Below are 19,936 nucleotides of genomic sequence, written 5' to 3' on the forward strand. Positions count from 1 at the left end.
GGCGTCCGCGGCCTCGACTGCGAGCCGGACCTCGACGTCGTGGTCGCCGTCGGAGGCGCTGTCGCGGGCAGGGGCGTCGTCGGAACCGCTCCGGGGGCCGGTATCGCCGGCGTCGGCGCGGGATCCGTCGGAGTCGCTGCGGGCAGCGGACGGTGCGGCGGGCGCCTCTGCCCCGGCCTGCGGCTTGAGCGCGTGGTGGACGGCGACGATCCCGCCGGTGAGGTTGCGGTACTTCACCTGGTCGAATCCGGCGTCGCGGATGAGATGGGCCAGCGTCACCTGGTCGGGCCACTCGCGGATGCTCTCGGCGAGGTAGACGTAGGCGTCGGGGTTCGAGCTCACGGCGCGGGCGATCGCCGGCAGCGCGGCCATGATGTATTCCGAGTACACGGTGTGCAGCGGCGCGGACTCGAGGGTGGAGAACTCGGCGATGACGAGGCGGCCGCCGGGCTTGAGGACGCGGAGCATCTCGTGGAGGGCGAGCTCCGGGTTCTGCACGTTGCGCAGGCCGTAGGTGATCGTCACGGCGTCGAAGGAATCGTCGTCGAACGGCAGGTCCGTGGCGTCGGCGTAGACGAACTCGATCTCCGGGTGCTTCTGCCGGCCGACGTCGAGCATCCCCTCCGAGATGTCCCCGGCGACCACCTGGGCGCCGGCGCGCTGGAGCGGCACCGAGGACACCCCGGTGCCGGCGGCGAGGTCGAGGATCCGGTCGCCGGGCCGCGGGTCCACGGACTTCGTGATCTCCCGGCGCCACAGTCGGGCGAGACCGAAGGTCATCGCATCGTTGGTGATGTCGTAGCGCCGAGCGACGCCGTCGAACATCGACGCCATATCGGTCTTCTTCTTGTCGAGCCGCGCGCGAGTCATGCGTCCCATGGTCTCAAGGGAGCGCACCCGCGCGCCAATCGGCGTCCCGGCCGATCGGCGTCCCGGTTAGGATCGAGGGCGATGAAGACCTTCGACGTCACCGCCGGCATGCCGGCCCCGGCACCCGGGTTCGCGGTGCGCTCGTGGTTCATCGACGGCGTGAGCCCGCAGGCTCCCCGACCGTTCGTGCAGGGCCTGCCGGCGAGCCCCCAGGAGTTCCTCGCCCAGCTCCCGCCATCGGGCTTCAGCTGCTGGGTGCGCGGCACCGCGGGTCTCGTGGGGATCGGCCGGGCGCTGCGCCTGCGCGCCGCCGGGCCGGACCGCTTCGATGCGCTGTCCGCGGCCTGGCAGGAGATCGCCGCCGCGGCCGAGGTCGACAACGAGGTCGGGCTGCCGGGCTCCGGGCTCATCGGGTTCGCCGCGCTCGCCTTCTCCGCACACTCGGCGACCGCCTCGGTCATCGACATCCCGCGCTTCGTCATGGGCCGCCGCGACGGCCGGGTGTGGCTGACCGCCGTGACCACGCCCGGGGATCCCGAGGACGCCGGCGGACTCGCGCTCTCCCACACGCCGCTCGCTCCCCCGCGCGCTCCGCGGACCCGGCCGGGCCATGTCACCCCGGAGGACTACGTCGAGATCGTCGCCCGGGCCGTCGAGCGCCTCCGCGCCGAGGCGGGCACGGGAGCCGGGGCCGAGGCGGGAGCGGCCGGCGCACCGGGCACACCGGCCGGGGCGGGCGCCTCGACCGGGGGCGGCACGTCCGCCGGGACCGGGCCCGCAGCCGGGGAGCCGCTCGGCAAGGTCGTGCTCGCGCGCGACGAGGTCGTCGAGACCGACGAGGAGATCGATGTGCGCGCCGTGCTCGGCCGCCTCAACTCCGCCTACCCGACCTGCTGGACGTTCGATGTCGCCGGGCTCGTGGGCGCCACGCCTGAGCTCCTCATCGGCGTCACCGACGGACAGGTGACCTCCCGGGTGCTCGCCGGCACCTACCAGGTGCAGGGCGATCCGGCCGAGGAGATCGCCGCCGCCCGCGCCCAGCTGGGCTCCGCGAAGGATTCGAGCGAGCACGCCTTCGCGATCGATTCGCTCGCCGCGAGCCTGTCGACGGTGAGCGAGGACCTCCACGTCGACGCCGAGCCTCATCTGCTCCAGCTCGCCACCGTCATCCACCTCGCCTCCGACGCCCACGGCACGCTGCGCCGGGGCGAGCACGGCTGCCCGACCGCGCTCGAGGTCGCCCGGGCGGTCCACCCGACCGCGGCGGTCGGCGGCTTCCCCAAGGACCGGGCGCTCGAGGTCATCGAAGAGCTCGAGGGCGCAGACCGGGGCCGCTTCGCCGGGCCCGTGGGCTGGGTCGACGAGCGCGGCAACGGCCAGTTCGGGATCGCGCTGCGCTGCGGTCAGCTCGAGGCGCCGAACCGGATCCGGCTGTTCGCCGGCGCCGGGATCATGCCCGATTCCGACCCGGCCTTCGAGCTCGCCGAGACCGAGGCGAAGCTCGCCCCGATGAAGCGCGCGCTCGGGGTCGAGCGCTGAGGGTACCGGCTCAGCCCAGCACCGGGACGATCGGGATCTCGTAGACCCCCGGCTCGCCGGTCGCCACAACCGCGCCGACCTCCGCGGTCGTCCGGCACACCGCGTAGGGCCACCCGTAGCCGCGGGCGAGCTCGGCGAAGGTCCGGCCGTGCGCGGTGGCGAAGAAGCGCGGGAAGTGCGCGGCGAGGTGCGGCCGGCCGTGCTCGAGGCCGGCGAAGATCGCGCCCCCGTCGTCGTTGAGGACGAAGATCTGCACCGGCGGCAGCGGCTCCTCGGCCTCGCGGAGCAGACCGCCGATGCCGTGGAGGAGCGACACGTCGCCGAGCAGCAGCCGCACCGGGCGTCCGCTGCCGGCGGCGAAGCCGATCGCGGTGGAGACGAGCCCGTCGATCCCCGCGAGCCCACGGGAGGCGAACACCTCCACCGGCGCTCCGGGGGCCAGCACCCGGTCGAGGTAGCGCACCGCGTTCGAGCTCCCGATGTACACCGTGCCCGGGGCACCTGCGACCGCCGCGGCGGCGGCCTCGCCGGTGAGCGGGGCCGAGCCGTCGAGGTGGGCAGGGTCGTCCAGGTGGGCGGGATCGTCCAGGTGGGCAGGGTCGTCGTCGAGGTCTGCGTGCGGTGTGCCGCCCCGGGTCGCCGGCGGGGCGGAATGCTCATCGGGCTGGACCGTGCGTGCCGCGTCGAGCCAGGCGGCGGTCCAGGCGTCGCGGCCGGCGGGCACCTCGGGCAGGGCCTGGGCGAGCGCGGCCTGCCATTCCTCTCCGGCCACCTGGTCGAGGTCGGGCTGCACGCGGTGCACCCGCAGCCCGGGACGGCTGAGGAGCCGCTGGTCCTGGCGCGACAGCGTCGGCTTGCCGAGCACGATGAGATCGGTGATGCGCTCGACGAGGTCGCCGCGGGCATCGAGGACGCGCGTGTGATCCGTGACGAGGTGCGGCGAGCGCAGGAGCGGGGAGGACGGTTCGGCGAGCACCGGCACCCGGAACTCCGCGAGGAGCCCGCCGAGGCGCTCCGCCGACAGCCCGAAGGCATCCCCGCCGAGCGCCGCGACCTCACCGGCGAGCGCGGGCAGGACCGTGCGGACGAAGGCGGAGTCGAGCGGCACCGGCTCGCGCTCGAGGCGCGCCTTCGATCCCCACCAGGCGTCCGGATCCGCGGCGTCCGGGACCAGCGGCACGTCGAACTGGACGTTGAGCTGGACGGGGCCGGGCGGGCGGCCCCCGGCGAATCCCTCGCCCATGCTCAGCCGCACTGCGGTGGCCGCGACGTCCGCGGCGAGCGCCGCGGCATCCGGGCCGGCGGTGAGGTCGAAGCGCTCGCGCACGTCGCTGAGTACGAGCGACTGGTCGTCGATCGTCTGGTTGGCGCCGGTGGCGCGGAGGCGGGCGGGCCGGTCGGCGGTGAGGGCGAGCAGCGGGAGGCAGCCGTAGGACGCCTCGAGCACGGCGGGGTGGAGGTTGGCGACGGCGCTGCCGGAGGTCGTCACCACGGCCACCGGCCGCTCGGTCCCGGCGGCCCGCCGGCCCTTGGCGATGCCGAGGGCGAGGAAGCCGGCCTCGCGCTCGTCGATGCGCACCCGGACGTCGAGGAGCCCGGCGGCGGTCGCCTCGGCGACGGCGTAGGTGAGCGGGGCGGACCGCGAACCCGGGGAGACGACGACGTCGCGCACCCCGGCGGCGAGCAGGGCTGAGACGAGGGCGCGGGCGGTCGCGGTGGAGGTGTTCATCGCCTCGATTCAATCATGGGGCGCAGCGATCATGCGGCGGATTCCGAGCGAGCTCTCCGGATTCTCCGGGTGGTCCGTTCACCTTCGGGAGGTATATTCGCAACCCCGCGTCCATCTCCGCCCTCCGATTCCCCCGATCTCCCGCGCGAAGCGCTGCGGACCGCGCGCTCGGTCGGCCGCGCACCTGCCGGCCGTGCGCCGCCCCGCACCCTCCGACCGGCAGAACTCAGAACCCAGAACCCAGAACCCAGAACCCCACGTTCCACCTCGAGGATCCTCCATGAACTCCCGCTCCCTCATGCTCTCCGTCGGCGCCCGCTTCGTGCGGGTACTCACCGCTGCCCGCACCCGCGCCGGGGAATTCCCCGGCCGCAACCAGACCCTGAGCTTCCTCGGACCCGAGCCCACGGGCGAGGCGACGGCGACCTTCCATGTGCGGGAGAAGCGCAAGCTGTCGGCCCGGCTGCGCGAGTTCTTCGTCTACTCCCCTGCACTCGGGCGCACCGTGGGCGTGCGCGTGCTCCTGCCCGGCCGGCCGAGCGAGGTCGCCGACGTCATCTACCTGTTCCACGGCGGCGGGGACGACTTCCGGTCGTGGACCGACCTCGGCGCCGCCGAGCAGCTCACGGCGGACAGCCCGTACCTCGTCGTCATGCCCGATGCCGGCGCCGCCTCGTACTCCCGCCACACGATCGGCGGCGGCGAGCGCACGGAGACCACCCTCGACTGGCCGACCTTCCACACCGCGGAGCTGCCCGCCTTCATCGCCGACCGCTACTCGGTGAACCCGGAGCGCTCGGGGGCGCTGCTCGCCGGCCTGTCGATGGGCGGGTACGGGGCGATGAAGTACGCCGCCCAGCACCCCGACCGCTACTGCGCGGCCGCCGCGTTCTCCTCCCCGCTCGACCCGCTCTCCGCGGTGCCGCTGTTCGACATCATCGCGCTGCGCGAAGGCGGGGCCGCGAAGTCGCTGTTCGGCGACCCCAAGCGGGATCTCGCCGAATGGCAGGCGAACTCGCCGATGAGCCTGGCGCCCAACCTCGCCGGCACCGACCTGTGGTTCACCGCCGGCTCCGGCACTCCGCATGCGGACGACGAGGACGAGGATCACGTCGACGTCCTCGAGGCGACGGTCAACCAGCACGGGCTGAAGTTCCACGAGCGCCTCACCGAGCTCGGGATCGACCACACCTGGTCGCCGCGCGCCACCGGCCTCCACAACTGGTTCGCCTGGCAGCGGGAGCTCGCCGAATGGCTCGCCGCGCTCGACGATCCCAGCCGGCGGGGCACCTCGGCGGCAGGCGCCGGGCGACCGGGTCTGCGCGACGAGCAACCGGTGGCTGCGGGCGCGCGAGGCGTGCACGACGGCGCGGCCTTCACCTACGTCACCGGGGAGCCGGTGTTCGCCGTGCACGGCTGGGATGTGGCGATCTCGCGGCGACGCGCCCAGCTCGTCACCTTCGCCGAGGTCACCCCGGCGTCCTTCACGCTCAACGGCGCGGGCACCTTCCGCGTGCGCACGCCGGCGCTCTACCACCCCGGACAGCGCTACCGGATCGCGATCTCCTCGCCGCTGGCGGAGAACGTCTACGATCTCGCCGCCGACGCGGACGGGCGCCTGGAGCTCACCGGCCGGATGGCCGGCGCGCTCCACGACCCGATCGTCCCCGGCAAGCGCACCCGCCACTTCCGCACCTGGGGCCAGGACGCACTCACCACGGTGAGCATCACCCCGCTGGACTCGCCCGAGGACGCGATGGGCGCCGATGCGGCAGCCGGTACGGGCTCCGGCATGGGCACGGGCTCGCGCTCCGGCGCGGAGGCGTTCTCGGGTCCGGTCAGTGCGGAGAGGTCCGCAGGTGGTCCCAGCAGCGCTGCAGCCGATCCGTCCACCAGCGCACCCGGTCCGGAGCCGCGGCGAGCGCGCTGAGCCGCTCCTCCGCGGGCGTCACCCGGCCGACCGGCAGCACCCCGCCCGCGGCGCGCAGCGCCGGGTCCGCGACGTCGGAGTGGAACAGGGCGCTCGTCCCCAGACCGCACGCGGGGATGCCCTCACCCAGCCGGGCGCTCGCGGGCAGGCTCGCGGCGAGCGCGATTCCGGCGCTCAGCCCCACCGAAGTGTCGAGCGCCGACGACACCACCGCCGGCAGCCCCGAAGCCCCGATGACGTTGAGCGCGGCGCGCACGCCGCCGAGCGGCTGGACCTTGACGATGATGACGTCGGCGGCGCCGAGCGCGGCGACCCGCAGCGGGTCCGAGGCCTTGCGGATCGATTCGTCCGCAGCGATCCGGATCCCCAGGCCCGCGCGGTCCACGTCCGCGCGGACCCGGGCCAGGTCCTCGACGTCCATCACCGGCTGCTCGATGTAGTCGAGCTCGAACCGGGAGAACGTTCGCAGCGCGGTGCGCGCCTCGGCCACGGTGTAGCGGCCGTTGGCGTCGAGGCGCACCTGCGCTCCGGGAGCCGCGGTGCGCAGCGCCTCGATCCGGGCGCAGTCCTCGGCGAGCGAGTCGAGGCCGTGCTCGGCGACCTTGATCTTGAAGGTGCAGACACCGGAGTAGCGAGCGGCGACCTCGGCGACGGATCCCGGCGGGCAGGCGGGGATCGTGCCGTTGACGGGCACCGCGTCGACCTGCGGGGGCGGCGGCTCGGTGCAGGCGTGTTCGAGGGCGGCGGCGAGCCAGCGGGACGCCTCGGGCACCGCGTACTCCACGAACGGGGAGAACTCCGCCCAGCCGGCCGGGCCCTCGACGAGCATCGCCTCACGGGTGGTGATGCCGCGGAAGCGGGTGACCATCGGCAGGGACACGACGGCGATCCGGGAGAACACCTCGCGCGGGTCGGCGGGCAGCGCGGCGAAGGCGATGTTCGCCCCCGGAGTGTGGGACTTTCGGCTTCGAGTGGTGGCAACAGCACCACCACCGATCGCCGAATCCCCCACACTTCGACCGGGGTGTCCAGCGCTGCCGTCGCGTGTGGTCATGCCCCCATGCTAGGGCGCACCGGTGGGACACTGTCTCACGGCCCGGCGAGCCGCCGATATGCTGGGGCCCATGACCGAGACCAGCACCGTGTCCGAGATCTTCGACCCGAGCGCCTGGCGGGAGGTGTCCAGATTCGACTTCACGGACATCACCTACCACCGCGCCCTCGACCCCGACGGCAGCGATCTGGGATGCGTCCGGATCGCCTTCGACCGGCCCGAGGTGCGCAACGCCTTCCGACCGCACACCGTCGACGAGCTCTACCGCGCGCTCGACCACGCGCGCCAGACCCCGGACGTCGGCTGCGTGCTCCTCACCGGCAACGGGCCCAGCCCCAAGGACGGCGGCTGGGCGTTCTGCTCCGGCGGGGACCAGCGGATCCGCGGCCGCTCCGGGTACCAGTACGCGAGCGGCGACACCGCGGAGACCGTCGACCCGGCGCGCGCCGGCCGCCTCCACATCCTCGAGGTGCAGCGGCTCATCCGGATGATGCCCAAGGTCGTCATCGCGGTCGTGCCCGGCTGGGCGGCCGGCGGCGGACACAGCCTCCACGTCGTGTGCGACATGACGATCGCCTCCCGCGAGCACGCACGCTTCAAGCAGACCGATGCGGACGTCGGATCCTACGACGCCGGCTACGGCTCCGCCTATCTCGCGAAGATGGTGGGGCAGAAGAAGGCGCGAGAGATCTTCTTCCTCGGCCGCACCTACTCCGCGCAGGACATGGCGGACATGGGGGCGGTCAACGAGGTCGTCGACCACGCCGAGCTCGAGACCGCGGCCCTGACCATGGCGCGCGAGATCCTCGGCAAGTCGCCCAATGCGCAGCGCATGCTCAAGTTCGCGTTCAACCTCGTCGACGACGGGCTCGTCGGCCAGCAGGTGTTCGCCGGCGAGGCGACCCGCCTGGGCTACATGACCGACGAGGCCGTCGAGGGCCGCGACGCCTTCCTCGAGAAGCGCGACCCCGACTGGTCGCCCTACCCCTGGTACTACTGAGCCCGGTGGGCGGGTTGAGCGGAGCCGAGGCCCCGGACGCAGCCGAGGCTCGGAGCACGGGAACATCGAGCGCGGTGCCGGCAGCGGACGCGGGGCCGGCCAGCACGGGGCCGGCCAGCACGGGGCCGGCGGCGGACGCATCTGGTGAGCGGAACGCACCCTCGCCGCAGGCCACCCTGGCCGTGCTCCGGCGTGCCCTCGCCGGCGAGGTCGCCGTCGTCCTCCCCCGTGACCGCGGCGGAGAGCTCCGCGTCGTCGACCCGGCGAGCTACGATCCCGCCGGCACCGGGCGCGAGCACCCCGCGCTCGTGCTCTTCACCTCCGGCTCCACAGGCGCTCCCAAGGCCGTGGCGCTCTCCGCGGCAGCGCTCACCGCCTCGGCCCGGGCGACCGAGCGGTTCCTCGCCGGGCCCGGTCGCTGGTACCTCACGCTGCCGGACAACCACATCGCCGGGGTGCAGGTGCTCCTGCGCTCGATCCTCGCCGGCACCGAGCCGGTGGTGGCGCAGGGGCGGTTCACCGCCGAGGGGTTCGCCGCCGATGTCGGCCGGATGACGGTGGGGGCCGAAGAGGCTGCGGGAAGCGAGGAATCCGGCGGGCGCAGGAGCCCCGCGGCGCGCACCCCGCTCTACACCTCGCTCGTCCCCACCCAGCTCGTGCGGATCATGGCCGACCCGCGCGCGCAGGACGCCGCCCGCGCCTTCGACGCGATCCTGCTCGGCGGCTCGGCGATCTCGCCGGCGCTCCTCACCGCCGCGCAGGCCGCCGGGCTGCGGATCGTGCGGACCTACGGGATGAGCGAGACCTGCGGTGGCTGCGTGTACGACGGGCACCACTTCGACGAGGTCGCCGTGACGATCGAGGACGGGCGGGTCGCGCTCGCCGGCCCCGTCGTCGCCGACGGATACCTGCGGGTCGAGGACTCCGACCACGGGCTGCGGCTCATCGCTCTGCCGGATTCGGGCACCGGGTTCGGGCACACCGCGACCGGCGCCCGGTCCTTCCTCACGAGCGATCTCGGCCGACTCGACGCGGGCGTCCTCGAGATCCTCGGCCGCGCCGACGACGTCATCATCACCGGCGGGGAGAACGTCTCCCCGCACGCGGTGGAGAACACCCTGCTCGCCCTGCTCGAGCCGCACGGCATCGCGGAGGTGCTCGTCACCTCCGTCCCGGACCCGGAGTGGGGCGAAGCGCTCGTCGCACTGCTGAGCCCGGCCGCCGGTGCCAGGAGCGGTGACCGCAGAACGGGAGGTGCAGGGACCGGGGTGGACGCCGGGACGGCTCCCGAGGCCACGCCGGGGCCCGGCACGGGAACCGTGTCCGGGGCGGGCGCCTCGGCGGCGGAACAGCTCACCGAGCAGGTGCGCGACCTCGCGGCGGGCACCCTCCCCCGTCATGCGCTGCCGCGCCACGTGTACGCGGTCGACAGTCTGCCGGTGCGTTCGATCGGCAAGCCGGATCGTGCCGCGGCCCGTCGCCTCGCCGGCGAGCTCCTCGGCCCCAACTGAGCGATCCACGGTCGACCGGCACCAGCGGTCACCTCCCGACCGTCGACCTGCCGCTCCTGCACGCGCGCCCGGCGTGTCGTCGATCGGAACCGGCAGGTCGACGGCGATCGGCCGGGGAGCACATGCGCGGGTCAATGGTTATCAACCTGAAACCCACCCGCCCGAGGTCCCTCACCTGCACGTCGGTACCATGAGGACGTCGGTTTTCGTCAGCTGTGAGGAAAGAGGTGCGATGGCCACCATCGCCCAGTGGGCGGAAGGCGCGCGGCTGCGCACCCTGCCGCTCGCGATCGCACCGGTGCTCATCGGCACCGGCGCCGCATTCGGGGCGATCGGCGGGTTCTCCTCGCTCATCATCGGCTCCGTGGATCCGGCCGACCGGCCCGAGCTCGGGATCGGCACCCTGCTGTTCCGGGCGCTGCTCGCCGTCATCGTCTCCCTCGGCCTGCAGATCGGCTCGAACTTCGCCAACGACTACTCCGACGGGATCCGCGGCACCGACGACGTCCGGGTGGGCCCGCAGCGGCTCACCGCCTCGGGCGCGGCCCCGCCCGGAGCCGTCAAGCGGGCGGCGTTCATCTCCTTCGGAGTCGCCGCGCTCGCCGGCATCGTGCTCGTCCTCGTGTCGCAGTCCTGGTGGTTCGTCCCGGTGGGGATCCTCGCGGTGCTCGCCGCGTGGTTCTACACCGGCGGCAGCCACCCCTATGGCTACTACGCGCTCGGAGAGGTGTTCGTCTTCATCTTCTTCGGGCTCGTCGCCACGCTCGGCACCACCTACGTCATGATCCAGCAGCTGCCCCCGGCAGCATGGGCGGGAGCGGTGGCGATCGGCCTGTTCTCGTGCGCCGTGCTCATGGTGAACAACCTCCGCGACATCCCCACCGACTCCGAGGCCGGCAAGACGACGCTCGCGGTGCTGCTCGGCGATCAGCGGGCGCGGGCGGCCTACACCCTGCTCGTCGCTGTCCCGTACCTGCTGCTCCTCGTGCCGATCCTGTCCGGCCACCCGGCGGCGGTCCTCGCCGCGCTCTCGCTCGTGCTCGCGATCGGCCCGCTGCAGACGGTGCTCAGCGGATCCCAGGGCACCGCGCTCATCCCGCCGATCAAGAACACCGGGCTCACGGCCCTGACGTACTCAGCGCTCCTCGCGCTCGGCCTCGCTCTCTGACGGGTCGGTTGCCGGGCGATCGGTGCCGGGCTGGCCGGAGACAGGCAGATCGGTGACCGGGCGGCCGGCAGCAGCAGGGTTTGTCTCCGGACGGTCGGCCGCGGGATAATCTGCGACGTGACCCTCGGCAGCGGAGCGATCCGATCCACCCTCCTCGACCTGCGCATCCTGCTCGGCGCGCGCCTCGGCCGCCTCGCTCGGTGCGCCCACGTGACCGGAGATGTCCTCGAGCGCGGCGTCCTCGACGGATTCGTCGGAATCCGGGGCGACGGCGCTGCGGCGGGCGGCCCGGCGCTGCTTCCGCTCGCCGTCCCAGCTCTCCATCGTCGACGTGGCCTTCCGCCGTGCTCCGCCGAGCAGCAGGATGCTCAGCAGGGTGGCGATGATGATCGCCGCGAGCGTGCTCAGCAGCGAGATCCCGGCGATCCACCACACGATGCCCACGGTGGCGGCGAGGAGGACGAGGCGGATGAGGGAGTACACGACGATGTTCTGCATGATGCCTCCGAGTTTAGTGGCTTCCCAGGTCGGTCGATTACGCTGGATGGCATGCCCAGAATCCTCGTCGGAGCGATCGTCCTGTTGACCGCCATCACCCTCTACGGGGTGTTCGACTGTCTGCTGCGCGACCGCGAGCACATCCGGATCATGCCCAAGTGGGCCTGGGCGCTCGTCATCCTGCTCGTGCCGGTGTTCGGCGTCGTCCTCTGGTACGTGTTCGGACGGTCCTCGTTCAAGCCGCGCGCGGAGTCCGGCCCGGTCGCCCCCGACGACGATCCCGAGTTCCTGCGCCGGATCGCCGACGATGTCGAGGCGGAGAAGCGTCGCCGCCGGCACCGCGCCGAGGCCGAGGAGCGCGCCCGTGCGGAGAAGCACGGCACCTCGGCCGCGGGCCGGAACGAGAAGCGGACCGAGGAGCAGAGCACGGACGCCGACCCGGACAACGGCCCGAGCAGCGGTGCCACCGGTCCCGCGCCCGGCGACGGTCAGGATCCCAAGCCCGGCAGCTGAGCTCCGGAGCAGCAAGCAGCACTTCACCCGACTGCGCGGTATCCCGAATCATGCGCGCAATTGCGCGCCTGGTTTCGGATACCGCGCAGTTCGTTGCGGGGACAGACACCATGACTGCGGCGCCCTATCGACCCGCGACTTCGCCCCGATCCCGACCACGCACTGGCAGGGCTTCGTCCAACCGCGGAGTATCCGGATTCACGCGCGCAATTGCGCGCCTGATTTCGGATACCGCGCAGTTCGCTGCGGTGGGGCCGGGCTCCGCCGGAGGGTTCGGACTCCGCTGCGGTGGGGCCGAACTCCGCCGGAGGGTCCGCCCTCCTCACCCGCCGTGAGATCGCAGAATCTTGCGGTTTCGCTCTCAGGAACCTTCGTGAATTGAGTGCTCAAGCTTCGTGAACTGAGTGCTGGGTCAGATGCCGGAGTAGGAGTGGAGGCCGTCGAAGTAGACGTTGACGATCGCGAAGTTGAACACGAGCGAGGCCATGCCGATGAGGTTGAGGACGGCGACCTTCGTCGGACCCCAACCGCGGGTCGCCCGGGCGTGGAGGTAGGCGGCGTAGATGACCCAGACGACGAAGGTCCAGATCTCCTTGGAGTCCCAGCCCCACGGCCGGCCCCAGGCGAGCTCGGCCCAGATCGCACCGGCGATGAGGGTGAAGGTCCAGGTGATGAAGCCGACCGCGGCGATCCGGTAGGACACCTGCTCGATGTCGCCGCTGCTCGGCACCCGGTCCATGAACGCCAGACGGCGCGACGAGCCGCGCGACTCCGACCAGGCCTTGCAGATCTGGAACAGCGCCAGTGCCGCAGAGACCGACAGCAGCGCGGTGGAGAGGATCGCGATCGGCACGTGGATGTAGATCCAGTAGTTCTGCAGCGCCGGCACGAGCTGGGCGGCCGGGGTGTAGAACACGGTGATGCACACACCCAGGGTGACGAGGATCGCGCCGGTGACGAAGGTGCCCAGGTAGCGCATGTCGCGGAACCGCAGCGCCACGAGGTAGACGATGCCGGCGATGGCCGCGGCGGTCATCGCGTACTCCATCATGTTGCCCCACGGCACCCGCATGACCGACAGCGCGCGCGTGAGCACCGCACCCACGTGGAGCACGAGTGCGAGCACGGTGAGCGAGGTCGCGATGCGCGCGAGCTTCCGCGAGCGCGGGCCGAGGTCGAGCGCCTCCGCCGCATCGCCGCCGCTCGCGCGCCCCTTCACGCCGCCGCGGCCACCGGAACCGGCGCCGCCCGCCGGGCCGCCGGAGGCCGGGGCCTCCGCGGTCGTCGTGTCGGCCTCGTCGAGGACGGCGACGGATGCCCCGCGCGAGGTGCGCCGCACCCCGCTGCGTGCGCTCGTCCGGGCATCCGCCCGCGCACCCGATCGATCTGCCGCCCCGGCCCCGCGCGCGCTCGCCGTCGCCTTCCGGTCGCCGGAGGCCGCCTCGGTGGAGCGGAGCCGCTGCCCGCCGAACAGGTCGAAGGCGTAGACGATGAACGCGATCGCGTACACCGCCATCGCCGAATAGGTCAGCAGGTTCGACCAGCTGGCGAGTTCGTAATCGACATCCATGGGTGCGTATCCCCTACGAGGTTGGCGGCGCTCCGCTGACGGAGCGCCCGGCGGTTCCGGCGGTCAGTCGTTCAATTCTACTGCGAGGTCCTCCACGGTCTGCTCCACCCTGGGGTCCTCGCCGCGGGCGAGCGCGGCGACCTCGACCTCGGCCCCGTTCACCCGCACCCACACGCGGCGGCGGGGGATGAAGAGCGAGAGCCCGAGGCCGGCGAGCAGCAGGGTGGAGAAGAGGAGCAGGAGCCCCTGCGTGGGGTCGTGGCGGATGTCGAGGGCGATGAAGGTCTGCACGCCCTCGAAGGTCACGCTCCCGTGGCCGCCGGGGAGATCGGTGGTCTCCCCCGGGGCGAGCTGGAGGGTGACCGGGACGCCCGCGGGGTCGATCACCTCGGCCATGTTCTCCGCCTCGAGCTCGTACACCGACTGCGGCACCCCGTCGTCGAGCCCGAGGTCGCCGGCGTAGGCGCTCATCACCAGGTACGGGTTCCGCAGCTCCGCGAACTCGGACACGAGCTCCCCGTCGTCGTTGAGCGCGGCGGTGGGGAGCAGGATGCCGACGAAGCCCAGCTGCTCCGGGGAAGCATCGGGCACTTTGAGCACCCCGCGCGAGGTGTACACGCCGTCCTGCGGGAGGAACACGACGGGCCCGGAGAAGGTCACGTCGCCGTCGGCGTCGCGGGTGGTCAGGACGGGGGCATAGCCGTTGCCGGTGAGGTAGATGCGGCTGCCGTCGATCCGGATCGGCTCGTTGACCCGCACCCGGTGCTGGGTCTCCGCGCCGTCGTGGAACGCGGTGATGTCCGCCTCGAAGCTGCGCGGCTGGCCGAACTGGTTGCCGATCGCCTCGTCGTCGAAGGTCGAGGTGAAGGAGTTGAGCCGCAGCCGGTAGTCGTCGAGCCGGTCGGCGTCGAAGTACGTGCCGCGCTCGAACGAGTCGTAGGACACGAGCGAGTTCGTGAAGGTGTCGCCCTCGACGAGCACCCGCTGGCCGGAGTAGCCGAGCAGCGCGCCGACCGCCATGGTGATGACGGTGCCGAGCACCGCGGCGTGGAAGACGAGGTTGCCGGTCTCCTTGAGATAGCCGCGCTCGGCGGCGATGTGGTCGGCGTTGCGGGCGGTCCGGTAGCCGTGCTTGCGCAGCCGCTCCTCGGCGAGGTCGAGGAGGTCCGCGGGGTCGTCGTCGCCGAGTGGGAAGGTCGCGTAGCCCGGCATCCGGGTCAGCCGGCGCGGGGCCTTGGGCGGCCGGGCGCGCATCGCCCTCCAGTGCTGCGCGGTGCGCGGCAGGATGCAGCCCACGAGCGAGATCATGAGCAGGATGTAGACGGCGGAGAACCAGAACGAGGAATAGACGTCGAAGACCTGGAGGCTGTCGAGGATCTCCCCCCAGCGGCCGTTCTCCTCGATGAAGCGCGTCACTCGGCCCGGATCCTGGATGCGCTGCGGGAACAGGGATCCGGGAATCGCGGCGAGCGCGAGGATGAGGAGGAGGATGAGCGCCACCCGCATGGTGGTGAGCTGGCGCCAGGCCCAGCGCAGCATCCCGATCGTGCCGATGTCCGCCGGCGCGGCCTTGGCGCCGGACTTCTTCGCAGCGGACCCGGATCCCTGCCGGTCGGCCGTCTCGTTCGTGCGCGTCACGGGCGCGTTCGTCTCCTCTCGCTTCATGGCGGTCTCAGATCACCATCTCGAACCCGGAGATGAGTCCCTGCAGGCTGTAGATCCAGCGCGTCCACAGGCCGGTGACGAGGAGGATGCCGAGCAGGATGAGCATGGCGCCGCCGACCTGCACGATGGTCCGCTGGTGCCGACGCAGCCAGGCGACCCGGCCCATCCCCTTGTGGAGGGCGACGGCGAGCAGGATGAAGGGGATGCCGAGACCCAGGCAGTAGACGAAGGTCAGGAGCGCGCCGCGCCACAGGCCGCCCTCGGCCCCGAAACCGGTCGACAGCGCGAGCACGGCGGCGAGCGTGGGGCCGATGCACGGCGCCCAGCCGAGCGCGAAGGTCGCCCCGAGCACGGGGGCGCCCCACAGGCCGGCGCGCGGCCGGGCGTGGATGCGGGCCTCGCGCTGGAAGATCCGCAGGCCGCCGAGGAACACGATGCCGGCGATGATGACGACGACACCCATGATCCGGGTGACGAGGTCGATCCACGGCGCGAGGATCATCCCGAGGCCGGAGAACAGGGTGCCGAGCGCGACGAACACGACGGCGAAGCCGAGGACGAACAGGCTGATCCCGAGCACCACCCGGCCGGTCCGCCGGTCGCTCAGCGCATCGCCGGACAGCCCGGTGACGTAGCCGACGTAGCCGGGCACGAGCGGGAGCACGCACGGCGAGGCGAAGGACACGGCCCCGGCGAGCGCGGCGACCGCGATCGCGGCGAGCAGCGGGCCGTCGAGCGCGGTCTGGGCGAAGGTCGATCCGATTCCGGCGAGGACGTCAGGCACGGATCATTCCGCCAGCACGTCTTCGATGAGACCGCGCAGCGTCGACTCCTCGACGGCGCCGACGACGCGGGCGGCGGCGCGGCCCTGCGCGTCGAGGATCACCGTCGAGGGGGTGGCCTGCGGCGGCAGGATCGTCGACAGCGCGGCGACCATGGTGCCGTCGGTGTCGAGCATGTTCGGGTACGGCACGGAGAAGGAGTCGACGAACGCCTGCGCGGCGGCGGCCTGGTCGCGGACGTTGACGCCGAGGAACATCGTCTCCTCGGAGAAGGCCTGCGCGGCGTTCGCGAGGTCCGGGGCCTCCTTGCGGCACGGCGGGCAGGCGGCGTACCAGAGGTTGATGACGACGGCCTTCGGCCGCCACTCCGCGAGCGAGGCGGTGGTCCCGTCGAGCAGCTCGAACTCGAGCTCGAGGGGCTCGCCGCGCTCCTCGGCCGGCACCTGGGTGATGACGCCGGTGCCGGACACGTAGCCCTGGTCGGAGCCGGCCTGCTCGGCGAGCGCATCGGACTCCGCGGAGCAGCCGACGGCGAGCACGCCGACGGCGGCGGTGGCGGCGAGGGACAGCAGCTGGCGTCGGCTCGTCATGCCCCGGGCACCGCCCGGTTCGGCTGGAGGTCTACGCACACGTCCTGGTATTCCACGGCCACCAGTGTGCCAGACTCGAATGTGAATGAGGTGACAGAGGCGAGCGCGCACTCCCGGTCCCGGGGGTCGTGCCACAGCGGCCGGCCCTCGGCTGCGCGGCGGGTGACCCAGATCGGCAGCTGGTGGGACACGATGACGCCCTCGGGCTCCCCGCCGTCGGCCCGGGCGCGGGCCTCGAGGCGCACCCGCAGGCTCGCCATCGCAGCGCGCATGCGCTTGACCTGGTCGGTGTAGGCCTCGCCCCAGGACGGGCGGAACGGGTTGTAGACCTTCGCGAGGTTCTCCGGGCGGGACAGGCTGCCGCGGTCGACGAGCATGCCCTCGAACGCGTTGCCCGCCTCGATCACCCGCTCATCGATGCGCGGCTCGAGCGCGAGCGCGGACGCGATCGGGGCGATGGTCTCCTGGGCGCGCTGGAGCGGGGAGCTCACGAGGAGCCGCACGTCCCGGCCGGCCTCCGCGTAGAACCCGCCGAGGCGCTCGGCCATCGCGCGGCCCCGCTCGGACAGGCCGTAGCCGGGGATCCGCCCGTAGAGGATGCCCTCGGGGTTGTGGACCTCGCCGTGCCGGGTGAGGTGGATCGTCACGCGGCTCATGCCGACCCCGTCCCACCGGTCTGGGCGCCGGCCGCGGCGCGGGCGGCCGCCGGGAGGGCGGACACGATCCGGTCGAGGACGTCCCCGGTGTGGGCGAGGGAGAGGAACCACACCTCGAAGGCGCTCGGCGGCAGGTGGATGCCCTGCTCGAGCATCGCGGTGAAGAATGCGGCGTAGGCCGCGCTGTCCTGGCTGCGGGCGCCGGCGTAGTCGACGACCTCGCGGTCGGTGAAGAACACCGAGAACATCGAGTTCGCGCTCTGGATGACGTGGGGCACCCCGGCGGCGGTCAGCGCGGCGGAGATCTCCGGGCGCAGGACGTCCGCGGCGGCCTCGAGGGTCGGGTACACGTCGAGCTCCTCGGTCAGGCGCAGCGTGGCGAGCCCGGCGGCGGTGGCGACGGGGTTCCCCGACAGCGTGCCGGCCTGGTAGACGGGTCCGGCCGGGGCGAGGTGGGACATGACCTCGCGGCGGCCGCCGAAGGCCGCGGCCGGGAAGCCGCCGCCCATGACCTTGCCGAAGGTGAAGAGGTCCGGGGGTCCGTCGGGGTAGCCGGCGCGCTCGTGCTCCCAGCCGTACCAGCCGGTGGCCGACACCCGGAAGCCGGTCATGACCTCGTCGGAGATCAGCAGTGCCCCGTGCTGGTGGGTGAGTTCTCGCATGAGCTGGGTGAAGCCGTCGCGCGGCGGCACGATGCCCATGTTGCCCGGGCAGGCCTCGGTGATGACGCAGGCGATCCGGTCGCCGTGCTCGGCGAAGGCCGCGCGCAGCGCGTCCTGGTCGTTGTAGGGCAGGACGATGGTGTCCGCCGCGCTCGCCCCGGTCACGCCTGGGGTGTCGGGCAGGGAGAAGGTCGCGAGCCCGGAGCCGGCCTCGGCGAGCAGCGCGTCGACGTGCCCGTGGTAGCAGCCGGCGAACTTCACGACGACGGGCCGGCCGGTGTAGCCGCGGGCCAGCCGGATCGCCGACATCGTCGCCTCGGTGCCCGAGGACACGAGGCGCACCTCGTCGACCGGGTCGATCCGGGCGGTGATCGCCTCGGCCAGCAGCACCTCGTTCTCGCTCGGGGTGCCGAAGGAGAATCCCCTGGCCGCGGCCTGCTGGACGGCGTCGAGCACCTGCGGGTGGGCGTGGCCGAGGATCATCGGACCCCAGGAGCCGATGAGATCGACGTACTCGTTGCCGTCGACGTCGGTGAGCAGCGCGCCCTCGGCGCGGTCGATGAAGCGCGGGGTGCCGCCCACGGCGCCGAACGCCCGCACCGGGGAGTTCACGCCTCCGGGGATGACGGCGGAGGCCCGCTCGAACAGGCTCCGGGACCGGTCGGTGGGCTGCGGGGTCATGTCGCTCCTCGGGATCGGGGTTCGGGTCTCAGCGCTGGGTGCGCATGTGGGCGTTGACGGTGCGGAAGGTGTCCCTCATCGTCTCGATCTCGTGCTCGTCCAGCAAGTCGATGAGATGCTCCCGGACACCGGCGGCGTGGATCGGGGCGGCCTCGACGAGCAGGGCGTGACCGTCCTCGGTCATCGTGCAGTTGACGCCGCGGCCGTCCTCCGGGATCGAGCAGCGGGACACGAGCCCGCGCTTCTCCATCCGGGTCACGATGTGGGTGAGCCGGGAGCGGGACATCCCGACCTCGTCGGCGAGCACCGCCATGCGCATCGTGTGCTCGGGCTGCTCGGAGAGGCGGACGAGGAGCTCGTACTCGTGCATGCCGATCGGGAAGTTCGCACGCAGGTCCTTGTCGAGCTGGCGCATGAGGAGCTCGAAGGCCTCGACGAGGTTCCGCCAGGCGTGCTGCTCGGTGGTGTCGAGCCAGCGGGGCTCGCCGCTCGCGTCCTGCCGGGTGCGCTTCTCCGAGCTCACCGGGCGGCTCCGAGCTCCACGGCGACCTCGGCGGCCCAGTAGGTGAGGATCGCGTCCGCCCCGGCCCGTTTGAACGACAGCAGGCTCTCGAGGATCGCGGGCATCCGGTCGATCGCCCCGGCGCGGGCGGCGAACTCGATCATCGCGTACTCCCCCGAGATCTGATAGCTCCACACCGGCACGGGGCTGGCGGCGGCGACGTCGGCGAGCACGTCGAGGTAGGGCAGACCGGGCTTGACCATGACGATGTCGGCGCCCTCGGCGAGGTCGAGGTCGAGCTCGCGCAGCGCTTCGCGGCCGTTGGCCGGATCCTGCTGGTAGGTGCGGCGGTCGCCCTGGAGCGGGGACTCGACGGCCTCGCGGAACGGGCCGTAGAACGCCGAGGAGTACTTCGCGGCGTAGGCGAGCACGATGACGTCGGTGCGACCGGCGGTGTCGAGGGCGTGGCGCACGGCGGCGACCTGGCCGTCCATCATGCCCGACAGGCCGAGCACCTCGGCCCCGGCCTCCGCCTGGGCGAGCGCCATCCGGGTGTAGGCGTCGAGTGTGGCGTCGTTGTCGACCGCGCCGACGGCGTCGAGCACGCCGCAGTGGCCGTGGGAGGTGAACTCGTCGAGGCACAGATCGGCCATGACGACGGTGCGCTCCCCCACTGCGGCGCGGACCGCGGCGATCGCCCGGTTGAGGATGCCGTCGGGCGCCCACCCCTGCGAGCCGATCTCGTCGCGCTCGGCGGGGATGCCGAACAGCATGAGCCCGCCGACCCCGGCGTCGGCGGCGGCGACCGCGGCCTCGACGAGCGAGTCGAGCGTGTGCTGGTGGACGCCGGGCATGCTCTGCAGCTCGGCGGGTTCGTGCAGGCTCTCCTTGACGAACATCGGCAGGACGAGGTCCGCGGGGTTGAGCCGGTGCTCCCGGACCAGCCGGCGCACGGCCGCCGAACGGCGCAGGCGGCGGGGTCGGGGGGCTCCGGGGGCCAGGGTGTAGTCGTTCAT

General features: G+C 72.6%; 17 protein-coding genes and 1 pseudogene. 6 read left to right on the top strand and 12 right to left on the bottom strand.

Going from position 1 to position 19,936, the window contains the following annotated elements:
• Nucleotides 1–180: 180 nt before the first annotated feature.
• Nucleotides 181–870, bottom strand: a pseudogene (locus AB0I45_RS00640) (demethylmenaquinone methyltransferase); the annotation flags it as partial.
• 81 nt (nt 871–951) lie between these two features.
• Here AB0I45_RS00640 and AB0I45_RS00645 point away from each other — a divergent pair.
• The gene (locus AB0I45_RS00645; RefSeq protein WP_360315986.1) at nt 952–2,409 is read left to right on the top strand and encodes an isochorismate synthase; all 1,458 of its coding nucleotides are present in this window, start codon (nt 952–954) and stop codon (nt 2,407–2,409) included.
• 10 nt (nt 2,410–2,419) lie between these two features.
• Here AB0I45_RS00645 and AB0I45_RS00650 read toward each other — a convergent pair whose 3' ends face one another.
• Complete coding sequence (locus AB0I45_RS00650) at nt 2,420–4,138, bottom strand: thiamine pyrophosphate-binding protein (protein WP_360315989.1); 1,719 nt, start codon at nt 4,136–4,138, stop codon at nt 2,420–2,422.
• Nucleotides 4,139–4,418: 280 nt separating this feature from the next.
• On the opposite strand from AB0I45_RS00650, the gene AB0I45_RS00655 reads away from it, so the two are divergent.
• Complete coding sequence (locus AB0I45_RS00655; RefSeq protein ID WP_360315992.1) at nt 4,419–6,068, top strand: alpha/beta hydrolase family protein; 1,650 nt, start codon at nt 4,419–4,421, stop codon at nt 6,066–6,068.
• Here AB0I45_RS00655 and AB0I45_RS00660 read toward each other — a convergent pair.
• Nucleotides 5,977–7,122 carry an o-succinylbenzoate synthase gene (locus AB0I45_RS00660; RefSeq protein ID WP_360315995.1) on the bottom strand — a complete coding sequence of 382 codons (1,146 nt, stop codon included), beginning with the start codon at nt 7,120–7,122 and terminating at the stop codon, nt 5,977–5,979. The genes AB0I45_RS00655 and AB0I45_RS00660 overlap by 92 nt on opposite strands.
• A 70-nt stretch (nt 7,123–7,192) precedes the next feature.
• Here AB0I45_RS00660 and AB0I45_RS00665 point away from each other — a divergent pair, with 70 nt between their 5' ends.
• The 3 genes from AB0I45_RS00665 to AB0I45_RS00675 all read left to right on the top strand — a co-directional run bounded on the left by AB0I45_RS00665 (nt 7,193) and on the right by AB0I45_RS00675 (nt 10,801).
• The gene (locus tag AB0I45_RS00665; RefSeq protein WP_360315998.1) at nt 7,193–8,122 is read left to right on the top strand and encodes a 1,4-dihydroxy-2-naphthoyl-CoA synthase; all 930 of its coding nucleotides are present in this window, start codon (nt 7,193–7,195) and stop codon (nt 8,120–8,122) included.
• Between the two features lie 182 nt (nt 8,123–8,304).
• Complete coding sequence (locus AB0I45_RS00670; protein ID WP_360316001.1) at nt 8,305–9,633, top strand: AMP-binding protein; 1,329 nt, start codon at nt 8,305–8,307, stop codon at nt 9,631–9,633.
• A 232-nt stretch (nt 9,634–9,865) separates the two neighbouring features.
• Entirely contained in the window at nt 9,866–10,801 is a 936-nt protein-coding gene (locus AB0I45_RS00675) for a 1,4-dihydroxy-2-naphthoate polyprenyltransferase (RefSeq protein ID WP_137318015.1), read from the top strand.
• Here the strand turns inward: AB0I45_RS00675 and AB0I45_RS00680 are convergent.
• Nucleotides 10,769–11,299, bottom strand: coding sequence for a DUF4229 domain-containing protein (locus tag AB0I45_RS00680; protein WP_360316006.1), 531 nt, complete (start codon nt 11,297–11,299; stop codon nt 10,769–10,771). The genes AB0I45_RS00675 and AB0I45_RS00680 overlap by 33 nt on opposite strands.
• 51 nt (nt 11,300–11,350) lie before the next feature.
• Between AB0I45_RS00680 and AB0I45_RS00685 the strand changes: the two genes are divergently transcribed.
• Nucleotides 11,351–11,812: a PLD nuclease N-terminal domain-containing protein gene (locus tag AB0I45_RS00685; RefSeq protein ID WP_295688491.1), complete on the top strand. Its 462-nt coding sequence runs from the start codon at nt 11,351–11,353 to the stop codon at nt 11,810–11,812.
• A gap of 412 nt (nt 11,813–12,224) precedes the next feature.
• On the opposite strand, the gene ccsB is transcribed toward AB0I45_RS00685, so the two are convergent.
• The 8 genes from ccsB to hemB all read right to left on the bottom strand — a co-directional run bounded on the left by ccsB (nt 12,225) and on the right by hemB (nt 19,936).
• A complete protein-coding gene (gene ccsB, locus AB0I45_RS00690; protein WP_137318017.1) occupies nt 12,225–13,382 on the bottom strand; it encodes a c-type cytochrome biogenesis protein CcsB in 1,158 nt (385 codons plus the stop codon).
• A gap of 63 nt (nt 13,383–13,445) precedes the next feature.
• Entirely contained in the window at nt 13,446–15,020 is a 1,575-nt protein-coding gene (locus AB0I45_RS00695; RefSeq protein ID WP_247618278.1) for a cytochrome c biogenesis protein ResB, read from the bottom strand.
• Between the two features lie 34 nt (nt 15,021–15,054).
• Nucleotides 15,055–15,831: a cytochrome c biogenesis protein CcdA gene (locus AB0I45_RS00700; RefSeq protein ID WP_137318018.1), complete on the bottom strand. Its 777-nt coding sequence runs from the start codon at nt 15,829–15,831 to the stop codon at nt 15,055–15,057.
• A gap of 3 nt (nt 15,832–15,834) precedes the next feature.
• Nucleotides 15,835–16,419 (bottom strand): TlpA disulfide reductase family protein, encoded by a 585-nt coding sequence (locus AB0I45_RS00705; protein WP_137318019.1) that lies wholly within the window; start codon nt 16,417–16,419, stop codon nt 15,835–15,837.
• The gene (locus AB0I45_RS00710; protein WP_360316012.1) at nt 16,416–17,075 is read right to left on the bottom strand and encodes a histidine phosphatase family protein; all 660 of its coding nucleotides are present in this window, start codon (nt 17,073–17,075) and stop codon (nt 16,416–16,418) included. The genes AB0I45_RS00705 and AB0I45_RS00710 overlap by 4 nt, the downstream gene beginning before the upstream one ends.
• Complete coding sequence (gene hemL, locus AB0I45_RS00715) at nt 17,072–18,418, bottom strand: glutamate-1-semialdehyde 2,1-aminomutase (RefSeq protein WP_360316015.1); 1,347 nt, start codon at nt 18,416–18,418, stop codon at nt 17,072–17,074. The genes AB0I45_RS00710 and hemL overlap by 4 nt, the downstream gene beginning before the upstream one ends.
• A 28-nt stretch (nt 18,419–18,446) precedes the next feature.
• Nucleotides 18,447–18,941 carry a MarR family winged helix-turn-helix transcriptional regulator gene (locus AB0I45_RS00720; RefSeq protein WP_254668844.1) on the bottom strand — a complete coding sequence of 165 codons (495 nt, stop codon included), beginning with the start codon at nt 18,939–18,941 and terminating at the stop codon, nt 18,447–18,449.
• On the bottom strand, nt 18,938–19,936 hold the full coding sequence (hemB, locus tag AB0I45_RS00725; protein ID WP_345030007.1) for a porphobilinogen synthase: 999 nt from the start codon (nt 19,934–19,936) through the stop codon (nt 18,938–18,940). The genes AB0I45_RS00720 and hemB overlap by 4 nt, the downstream gene beginning before the upstream one ends.

This window comes from Brevibacterium sp. NPDC049920 (genome assembly GCF_040656435.1).
GTDB classification, from domain to species: domain Bacteria; phylum Actinomycetota; class Actinomycetes; order Actinomycetales; family Brevibacteriaceae; genus Brevibacterium; species Brevibacterium pityocampae.